At 35.8% G+C, this 11285-nt stretch carries 5 protein-coding genes; 4 read left to right on the forward strand and 1 reads right to left on the reverse strand.

The features are described 5' to 3' along the window. Positions 1-9: 9 nt before the first annotated feature. Positions 10-2868, reverse strand: a complete 2859-nt coding sequence (locus B3P17_RS13720; protein ID WP_252637104.1) for a triple tyrosine motif-containing protein — start codon at positions 2866-2868, stop codon at positions 10-12. A 1261-nt stretch (positions 2869-4129) separates the two neighbouring features. Here B3P17_RS13720 and B3P17_RS13725 point away from each other — a divergent pair. The 4 genes from B3P17_RS13725 to B3P17_RS13740 all read left to right on the forward strand — a co-directional run bounded on the left by B3P17_RS13725 (position 4130) and on the right by B3P17_RS13740 (position 11285). Next, on the forward strand, positions 4130-7399 hold the full coding sequence (locus B3P17_RS13725) for a SusC/RagA family TonB-linked outer membrane protein (protein WP_252637106.1): 3270 nt from the start codon (positions 4130-4132) through the stop codon (positions 7397-7399). Positions 7400-7408: 9 nt separating this feature from the next. Next, positions 7409-9163: a RagB/SusD family nutrient uptake outer membrane protein gene (locus B3P17_RS13730; protein WP_006841508.1), complete on the forward strand. Its 1755-nt coding sequence runs from the start codon at positions 7409-7411 to the stop codon at positions 9161-9163. A gap of 28 nt (positions 9164-9191) precedes the next feature. Further along, positions 9192-10028 carry a hypothetical protein gene (locus B3P17_RS13735; RefSeq protein ID WP_252637108.1) on the forward strand — a complete coding sequence of 279 codons (837 nt, stop codon included), beginning with the start codon at positions 9192-9194 and terminating at the stop codon, positions 10026-10028. A 141-nt stretch (positions 10029-10169) separates the two neighbouring features. Continuing rightward, positions 10170-11285 carry a family 16 glycosylhydrolase gene (locus tag B3P17_RS13740; RefSeq protein ID WP_252637110.1) on the forward strand — a complete coding sequence of 372 codons (1116 nt, stop codon included), beginning with the start codon at positions 10170-10172 and terminating at the stop codon, positions 11283-11285.

Raw genomic sequence — 11285 nt, forward strand, 5'->3', positions numbered from 1 at the left:
GTCAAAATGTCAGACGTATTGCTTCAAGCTTTGCAGGAAGTCTGATAAATTCACATCTCTATCCAGATCCATTTTCTTTCGTAATCTGTATCTGTTTACTTCTACACCCCGTATCGATATGTTGAGCAGTGGCGCTATTTCCTTCGAGGAAAGGTTCATATTGAGGTATGCACACAATATTTTATCATTGCGTGTCAGATTAGGGAACCGTTCGTCAAGCAGTTTGAAGAAATCCTGATGTATCAGGTCAAAGTTTGATTGGAATATTTCGAAGTCAGTGTCATGCTCAATATTGGTATTGATCTGACTGATTAGGCTCATGACTTTTTGTTTGATTGTACTTATTTGTTTTTCTTCATCAATGGCTTTGGATATATTTAATGCGTTTCGTTTCACATTTTCGAGCATTTCATTTTTACGGATCACATTCAGCATATAACCATTTAGCTCTTGCGTTTTATATTTCAATTCATTTTTCAGATTCTCGTTTTGTAGCTCATATATTGCTTCATCTTTCAGCTTTGTTTCTTCTTCATAGCGTCTGGTTTGAGCAATTAGCTCCTCGCCCTTCTGATGTATAATTTTCTTTTGTTTACTGATTGTTTTTTTATAGATGATAAGTATTAAAATCACTATAGCTAATGAATAGAGCAAATAAGCTAGTACCGACCTGTACCAAGGGGGGTGGACTGTAAAACTAAATGACGTAATGCTCGAAGAATCGGGGTTGCCATCAATAAATGCTTTTACCTCGAAAACATATTTACCCTCGTGGAGACCGGTGTATTCTTTAACAGTATTGGTCGAGGGGATACTCCAATCGTCATCTATTCCTTTCAGCCTGAAGCTATATAATATATCTGAGGAATGATCGTAGAAGGTTGCTGCAAAATTTATTTTTATAGAATTTAATGAGTATGGCAATGAAAGTCTTTTTTCGCTGCTGCCATAGCTTAAGATACTGTCGTTTTTACTACAAGTTATTTCTCGGATGTAAGTATTTATAGTTGAGAATTTACCATTTTTTCTTGACATGTCTATTCTTGCAAAGGCATTATCGACGGCTACAATTGCAGTTTCGGGATCGATCATGTTTATATTTTCATAGCTGTCTATCAGTTCGTTCGAAAGCCCCCAGTTATGTATATATTCTTGGTATTTACCTTCGCTATATGCTAAAACTTTTAGATTGCGATCGGCAACAAACCAAATATTTTTGTATTTATCTAGATAGAGAAATTCATAATACTTTGGTCCTTCCAGCATCAACTCGAGTTGAGTATAATGATCGAACGAGTCGGTTATCCGGCTATATTGGAGTATTCCGTTGCGGGTACATATAACCAGGTTGTTCTCTATCTTCCTGATAATAATATTGGAATCGAAAGCATTATTGTTTAGCGTATAGGTCTTGTATCGGATTATTTTTTCAAAATTTTTATCGAAGGTTAGTCGGCGCATGGTACCATTCGCATTTGCTACCCAAAAATTATAGGGCTCGTCATCTTCTATAAATCCTCGGAATGAGTCTCTAAATTCAGGGATTTTATGTGAAAACATCCAACGTCCATTTTCCCTCTTCAGAATACAGAATCCCGAATAGGTAGCAACCATAAGCTTATTCTTGTCTTCGCTTAGGGCATGAGTTTCCCAAGCTCCTAGAAGGTCTATTTTGTACGTCTCTGTGGGGGTTATTACCATTATACCATTATCCCCCGAACTAAAGAGCGTATTATCTATTATGTTGGTAGACCAGATTTGCCCTTCCGAGCCTTTTATTAATTGATACCGATTATCTTTATCCAGCTTATAAAGAGCCTGGTTAGTCCCAAAATATAGTTCATTATTGTACATCGCGCTACTGTATCCTGTGCCGATCGGTGATACTGTTGCAAATAATGGACTAATTGGAGAATTGAGGCTTATATAGCTTATTCCTTTATCAAGTCCGAGCCATAAGTTTTGATTACTATCAAAAAAACACCCTAAAACTGTATTATTCTTTAAGCCACTATTAATATTAAACTCTTCTTTGTAGAACGGATCTTTTAGGTCGAATATGATGACGCCGTTTTGGACTGATCCAATAGCGATTTTTGATCCTGATATGGCTGTGCTAAATAATTGATTCTTCTGTATGAAGCTATCAGCTATGGAGTTAACTTGTTGTATGTTGCTTTTATTTAACAGATATAAACCTTTCTTCGCCGATGTTACTAATATATCTTTATTGTATGATAATAGGCTTACAATTTTATGCCCACTCAATGGTTCGGATGCTTCCAGAAATGTTAGTTTGTTATTCGAGTTTAGATAAAAGATTCCATTCGGTGTTGCCAGATACAATGTTCCTTCATGTAAAAGAGAACAGTCTATTTTTGTATCGGAATCTATCATGCTGACATTTCCTACCTTCTTGTGGTATATATGGATATAACGTTCACTTATAAAGTAGATCACATCTCCCCCATCCTCTATATTCCAAACTTCTCCTCCCCAATTTTTTGATTTGTCTGATAGGGAGCGGTATGTTAGCTGACCGATTGCATTTGGTTTAAAAAGACCAAATTCGGAACTCCCGCCAATATATATATTGTTATCAATAATTTTAATAATTCGTATCACATTATTTCTTATTGGATATGATGTCCAGTTTACTCCATCGAACTCTAACAAGCCATTTGAGTTTGCCGAATATATCCATCCTTTGTCAGATTGTGTTATCATCCAGTTCTGAAATCCGGCTTTGTATTGGCTTCGTTCATAATTCGTGATTTTACGTTGCCAGATAGACGTGGAATGTGCAGGAACAACTAGTGATATTCCAATTATTACTGAAAATATAAAACATAGTATGTGTTTATTCATCTTCCCAACGATGTGTTTATCATATGATCCATCGAGTTGCGCTACTACTGGATAAATCCTCTTATATATTTGAATTTAATTTTTATTGTTATATTTTTTTATAAAATATGGTTAACTATCGAAATTTCAAATGGGCAGTTGATATCATATGAAGTTAATGTTTTGTTCTGGATCTCTACATTTATATTCCTATTGGTATCAAATATACAAATATAATTATAAAAAATGGGTGTAAAGTTTGTTTTTGTTTTAATAGTTTGATATACAGATGATATATCTTCTGTTTGTAGTAGTGAAAGTGCTATGTATTTAGCTTAAATCGATTAGGAAAAATAACCAATATAATTTTGATACTACTACTATTTTAGATTTTTAAAATTGGGCAAGGAGTTATTCTTTATATTATTTTCGGACGACTTAGATATACTTTTTTGATCTATGTGGAAATTATACAAATCTTATTAAATTTTATATATATCTTATATATAGATAATTAAATTTTATGTGTAGTATTGATGTAGTGTTTAATTTAGTTCTTTTTTGAGTTTTTGTTGTAGTGAAAATATGTAAAAACAAAAACATCAACCCTATTTTTGTGTTAACGAATAAAAACAAGAGTTACCTATTTCTCTTACATGTTAACTTAATCCTAAATCTGATCATGGTAGAATAATTTAAGAATATCTATGTGGTAAAAGGAGAGAAGAAGATTGTCCTTTATACCGTTTTCGAATTAATCTAATTACCTTATTTATAAATACCAATTCCCAGAATACATATTTTTATATGTAAAACTTTATAGAGACCTAGCAAATATGAAGAATGTTTTCTCCTGAATCGTTTTCAAATAATTTAAAATTTTCATAATCAAATGATACAGAATCGTAAATATTTAAACCTTTTGGTCTTCAAGGGAAAAGAAGCCGCCCTGTTACTGAAAGAATAAAGAGTTTATGGTTCTTTTATATTTAACTTATTGTAACTAAACCAAAAACCTTATAGACATGGCTAACGAAAATCTAGTATGAAAAACATTAACCGATTGCATAAGAGTGAGAAAAACAAACAAACTTATTTCATTATATCATAAGATAAATACAATTTACCTCATTTTACTAGAGAACTTATTTACCGATAGCATAAGTCTATATACAAGACTCTAGAAAAATACGAATCATCTCACTTCAGTCAAAGAATTTATAAACAAAACAGAATTTAGTAGCATTAATCAGCAAATTGAATTCAGCAAAATTAATTAAGCATGAGAAAAATTTTGTTATTATTATTAACATTATCCTGTTACATTCAATTGTTTTCACAAGAGATTACAGGAGTAGTTTCTGACAATACAGGAGAACCGATCATCGGAGCCACTGTTGCCCTTAAGGGTAAAGCGGTTGGGTCATTGACCGATATTGACGGAAAATATTCAATCAAAGTTGACAATAGCAACGATGTACTTGTATTTTCCTATGTAGGGTATATCCGTCAGGAAATAAAAGTAGGAAATCAGAAACAAATAAATGTTGTTCTGATAGAATCAGCAAAAGAACTTGATGAAGTTGTTGTTGTTGGATATGGTGTACAGAAAAAAGCTCTGTTAACGGGAGCTAATACGAATATAAAAGGAGATAAGATAACAGAAGTCAAGCCGACTACAGCTATGGAAGCTCTCCAAGGTGTAGCACCGGGACTTAGCATTACACGTAATAGTGGAGCACCTGGATCGGGAACAAAAGTTACGATTCGTGGTATGGGTACCATTGGTAATTCCGATCCTCTTTACATCGTAGATGGTGTAGCCGTAGGGGGGATAGATTATCTTAGCCCGTCTGATATTCAGTCTATTGATGTATTGAAGGATGGAGCTTCTACAGCTATTTATGGTTCGCGTGCGGCGAATGGTGTAATTCTAGTAACTACAAAAAGAGGGGAGAAGAACTCTTCTCCAACAATAACCTATGATGGGTATTTCGGCGTCCAAAATATTTATAAAAAATTACCCGCTCTGAATGCTCAGGAATATATGTATATTATTGATGAAGCGCGTTCTAATGAAGGGCTTCCTCTTTTCGATTGGAAGAATAAGATGATAAATGATAATACATATTTGGACAATACTAATGTTTTTGCCGGAAATGTAGGTAAGCAGTATGGCCAGTATATTTGGGACAGACTCCAATCGGGATGGAAAGGGACAGACTGGGTGGATGAAATCACTCAAAAAGATGCACCTGTTCAGAGCCATACAATCAATATTACCGGATCGGGTACAGATGTTGTTTATGCTCTTGGATTTTCATATTATGACCAGAAAAGTATTGTTGGAGGAAATGTGACGGATGCCGGCTATAGGCGTATTACCGGAAGGATGAATACCGAATTTACTTTATTGAAAAGAGGTACTAAACCAATGTTGACAGTAGGTGAAAATGTAACTTACACAAATACTATAAACAGATCTGTAGCCAATGGTAATATCTATTGGAACGACTTGCATGACGCTTTAGTTTCTACACCATTAATACCGGCATATTGGACAGAGAATGAGAATATATTGCCAAAGACTTGGGGTTATGGACCTGCTCTTGAGGGTATTTCTGCTAATCTTATAAATCCTTTAGCAAGAATGTATTTCCGTCACCAATACAATGCAGGAAGTGGTAACACAATTGTAGGAAACGTTTTCGCAGTATTTGAGCCAATGGATGGATTAAAGTTCAGGTCTTCATTTGGTGTTAATTCATGGTTTGGTAAAAGCAGGTCGTACGCTCCAATTTATATGCTAGGTAAATTTCAAGAGAATACAACGGATGGTATTGACCAAGGTATGAATATGGGAGCAGCAACAACATGGACCAACACTATATCTTATGAAACAAAAATAAATGATCATAAAATCAGTGGATTATTAGGTACAGAATGGGTCAAAAATATGACCAATACAGAACTTAATGGTCATAAGTCTAATTCAAAATATCCGGGCTCATTCGATCATGCATATTTAAATAATGCGGAAGTTCCGACGACTGTTTCTCAAATATCAACAACAGGTGCAGACTGGTGGGCTCAAGGAGGTGGACTATTCTCTTACATTGGCCGTTTAAGCTACAATTTCAAAGAACGATACATGGTTGACTTTACATTCCGTGCTGATGGTTCTTCCAATTTTGCTCGCGGTAATCGCTGGGGATACTTCCCGTCTGTTTCGGCAGGATGGAATTTTACGGAAGAAGAATTTATGCAATCAACTTCATCATGGTTGAATTACGGTAAATTAAGAGCTAGCTGGGGACAGAATGGTAATGAAAGTATACCAAACTTTGTTTATTCTTCGAATATCAGATATGTAGATAATGGTTATTATTTTGGTTCAAACAAAGAGGTGCCATCTGCAGGAGCACTTCCTGCAAATGTTCCTAATCCTGATATTAAGTGGGAAACCTCAGAACAGGTTAATGTCGGTTTAGATACTAGATTCTTGGCCTCTAGGCTTGGATTAACTTTCGACTACTATGTTAAAACTACTAAGGACTGGCTCGTTCAACCTCCGATTTTAGGTACAAATGGAGCAGATGCTCCATTTGTAAATGGTGGTGATGTCCGTAACTCTGGATATGAGATTGCTTTAAACTGGAACGACTCTTACAATGACTTCAAATATGGAGTTACTCTAAGTGGAGCTCATAATAAAAATGAAGTTATTCGTATAGCTAATGCAGAAGGAATTATTACCGGGCCTGTTGATGTTCTTTCACAAGGGACTTCGTATATCTCGCGTATAGAAGTTGGTCATCCGATGGGATTTTTCTATGGCTATAAAACTACAGGGATCTTCCAAAACCAACAAGAAGTAGATGCGTATGTAACTTCAAAAGGAGTACCAATTAAGATAGGTGGAGATGAAGAAAGTGTTGCTCGTAAGCCGGGAGACGTTCGTTTTGTTGATCAGAATGATGATGGAATAATTGACGAAAAAGATAAGGTGATGTTGGGGAAGTATCAGCCTGATTTTGAATTAGGTATACAATTGAATGCAGAATATAAAGGTTTTTATGTAAACTCTACATTAGTAGGAAAATTTGGTATGCAGGTAATGCAGTCTTATCGTTCGTTTGCTGATAGTCCATGGCAAAACTATACAACTCAAATTTTTGACCGTTGGCATGGTGAAGGAACTTCTAACAGGATACCACGATTGACTTATACTACCAGTGCAAATAATATGTTAATATCAGATATATATATGCATGATGCGGACTATTTGAGAGTAAGTAATCTAACCCTTGGATATCATTTCGACAAACTGTTGAAGAAAACCAATTTTATTAAGAGGGCTTCCGTATATGTTTCTATTAACAACTTATACACCTTTACTAAATATGATGGTATGGATCCTGAAAGAGGTTGGTCTGGAAATGATGCAAAAGATAATGGTATATATTATAATTATGGATGGGCTGGAGGCGTAGATTTAGGATTATTCCCTCTTCCTCGTACAGTAATGTTTGGTGTTAATATAACTTTATAATTATTGAATATGAAAAAAATAGTATATATAATATATGCTTTATTGCCTTTTTTTATTAGCTGCGAAGATCAGCTAGATACAAAAAATCTCTATCAAAAAGACTTGGACAGTTTTTACAGTTCACCTAAAGATATAGATGAGGCAATGAACGGAGTTTACAGTGCACTTTATGTTGATGGTGTTTTCAGTGAAGAGCATTGTGCTGCAAACTTATTAGATGACTGTATGTTGGGTGGAGGAGGCCCTGACGACGTAAATGCTAAGAATGTTGATGATTTCAAAGATCCGGTTGAAGATACCTACAAATCACTTTGGGTAGAAACATACAATGGAGTCTATAGAGCGAATGCCATTATTGAAGCAGTTCAATCCAAAGATTTCTCTTCTTATTTTAAGACTAAAGAAGAGACAGACGAATTTTTAAACAATACTTTAGGCGAAGCTTATTTCATGAGAGGGTTCTTGATGTACAGAGCTGCCAGATTCTTTGGAGGAATGCCTCTAATTCCTACAACAAAAGCTGACCGTAAAGTACCTCGTGCATCTTTTCAAGAGACATTCTCGTTTATTGCAGAAGATTTTCTTAAAGCTATAGAGCATTTGCCTCGGATTAAAGGCACTGATCTTCCGTTGGAAGACTACGGACATGCTAATCTTTGGGTAGCAAAAGCTTATCTGGCACGCACATATCTTTTTTATACAGGTTACATGACTAATATAGAAGGTACTGCAACCAACGACATCCCTCTTGCCGAAGGAAGTCTGACAAAAGATAAAGTGGTAAAAGAACTTGAAGATGTAAGAGATAATAGTGGCTATGAATTAACTCCTGATTTTAGAAACTTATGGCCGTATGCTTATGTAAATGAAAATGCAAAGAATTTTGATCCAAAATTTGATTCCCAAAACCCTCCATTACCTTGGGCTGATAAACTTGGACTGAAATGGGTTGGACAAGATGGACCAAAATCAACAATAGGTACAGGGAACAAAGAGGTAATGTTTGCTTTGCGTTATGGTTTGGCAAATTGGAGTATTGGTCAAAAATACAACAACCGTATTCCTTTATTCTTCGGTATTCGCGGAAACTCTATGGTGCCATTCGGTGAAGGATGGGGATGGGGAACCATTCATACTGCTTTCTATAATTCATGGGCAGACGGAGACTTACGCAAAGAGGCTTCTGTAATAAACCTGTCTAAGAAAAGCTCGGATGATGGAGCAGCAAATTGGCAGAGCAGTAAAGGAGATCAAGAAACAGGTCTTGTAAACAGAAAATATACTACTCTCCAGCATAATGGAAAGCGAGGTAAAGATGAAGAAAGTATCAAAGGGATGTTCTACTATTTATACAATATGGTGAATGGAGATCCAATGCAGTTGTGGGCAGCACAGGACTTCTATTATCTAAGATTTTCAGACATTTATTTAATGCACTCTGAGCTTACTGAAACAGCTGATGGTATAAACAAGGTACGTGCTCGCGTGAGTTTACCTCCTGTTGCTTATTCTCTAGATGCACTTAAAAATGAACGTAAATATGAGTTCGCATTCGAAGGGCTTCGCTGGTTCGACCTCGTTCGTTGGGGAGATGTAGCGAAAGCAGACAAAAATTATTACGGTACAGAGATTGATGTGAATAACTCGGGAAGTACAGGGAAATATAAAGTAACTTACCGTACTGAAACTAAAGGCCTTGTTACTATACCTGAATCTGAAGTACGTCTGTCAAACGGAGTTTATACACAAAATCCGGGATGGTGATTTTTAATACAATAAAAAAGAGAAAAATATGAATATAAATATTTTTAAAGGAATAAAATCAGCTTCTATACTTTTTTTGTTGATTTTCATATATGCTTGTTCTCCTATTGAAGATAGGGACGAATTAAGTAATAGTTTCTCTGCGGACAATATTGTTCTGGAGGCAACTCAATCTACTCCCGGAGGCAACAAAGTTTCTATAAAAATGGCAACCAAGGGAGTTACCGGATATTGGGATTACATACTTAATCAAAAGTATACAGATGAGATTAAGGATATTATATTCCCATTTACTGGAGAACATACCCTATCTTATTATGTAACTACGCCTTATATATCGTCAGGTATTGATAATCCGGAGTATATCAAAAAGACCATAAATATTAAGATCACACAGCTTGATACTCCTCTTCCTGAAGCCTATTATGCTTTGGTTGGAGAAGATCTGAGCGGTAAATCATGGGTTTTTGACGGAACTTTGGGAGATAATAAAGTGTGGTGGGCAATGACAAATCCTGAAAATTCAGGAGATATCTGGTGGAATGCAGGGGGCATAAATCAAGCTACTCCTGAGGGGTATACAGGACATATGACATTTGATGTTACTGGAGGGTTGAATTTTACGACTTATTTATCACCAAGCGACGTAAGCCCGAAGAAAGGTTCGTATACTTTCAATGCCGATTTTACGAAACTTTATATCAAAGGAGAAACTAATATTTTGGGATCAGATCATACTAACTCACGTAATAATAAAGAGTTCCAAATCCTCGAGCTAACTAGTACCAGATTGGTATTATGGGTACCACATGCTTTGGGAGGAACTGGCTGGATATGGGCATTTAAACCACAAGAGAAGAAGTAAGTCTCAGACTTTTAAGATAAGAATGGAATGAGAATAAGTTGATAGAAGCCTGTTTTCGGGTATAGCTTGAAAGCAGGCTTCTTATTCTTTATATATTCTAACTCTAAGATCCTCCTATTTTTTTAGAAAAAGCGAATAATAATGATAAGATATTATATTACACTACTAGCAATAATACCCATATTTCTTTTTGCTTGTGGAGATTCAGAGAAAGATCCCGCACCAGTTACTGTGTTTGATATAACATTTGAGCCGACTCAATTGACTTTTACAAGCGATGTTGGAGAGAAAGAAATAATAATAAAATCAAACAGGTACTATACAATTTCGTCGAACCAATCGTGGTGTACAATCACACCTACGGTAGGCTATGCCGATGAAACTACAACTATAAAAGTAAATGTAACGACCAATAACACGACATTAGAACGTACAGCTACCTTAACCTTTAGTAGAGGTGCTGACAAAAAAGAATACATCATCAAGCAAGAGGCAGGAAAAGAGGTCAACTATGTTCCTTCGGGATACACCCTTGTTTGGCAAGATGAATTTAATGACCCAAGAACAAATGAAGGAAAAGCAGTATTACCCAATTCAACCGAATGGTTTTATGAAACGGCTGCTCCGGGTTGGGTAAACAATGAGTTGCAAACTTATATTGCAGGTCATAGAGGAACAGATACCTGTGCCATGATATACGATGGTTCACTGAAAATAATTGCTAAAAAGATTGGAAAAGAGATATTATCTGCTCGTGTGAATACAAATAAAAGCTGGCAGTACGGCTATTTTGAAGCACGGCTGAAGCTTCCCGGAGGAAAAGGCACTTGGCCTGCTTTCTGGATGATGCCAAAAAATTTCACGGCTTGGCCCGATGATGGCGAAATTGATATTATGGAATATGTAGGTTATCAAAAAGATGTGACGCACTCTGCGATTCATACTAAATCTTACAATCATAGTATAAATACTCAAAAAGAGGCAGAAAAAGCGGTTGCGGATCTTGAGACTGAGTTTCACGTATATGCCCTTGAATGGACGGCAGATAAAATAACGACATATATAGATGGTAAAGTTGTTTTTACTTTTGAAAATGATAAAAAAGGAAACAAAGATACCTGGCCGTTTAATGCTCCGTTTTACCTCAAGCTAAACCTTGCATGGGGAGGCAACTGGGGAGGAGCTCAGGGTGTTGACGAATCAGCTTTGCCGGCTACTTATGAGATTGATTATGTAAGAGTATATCAAAAAGAATAA

This window comes from Dysgonomonas sp. UBA7630, assembly GCF_002483985.1.
GTDB lineage: Bacteria > Bacteroidota > Bacteroidia > Bacteroidales > Dysgonomonadaceae > Dysgonomonas.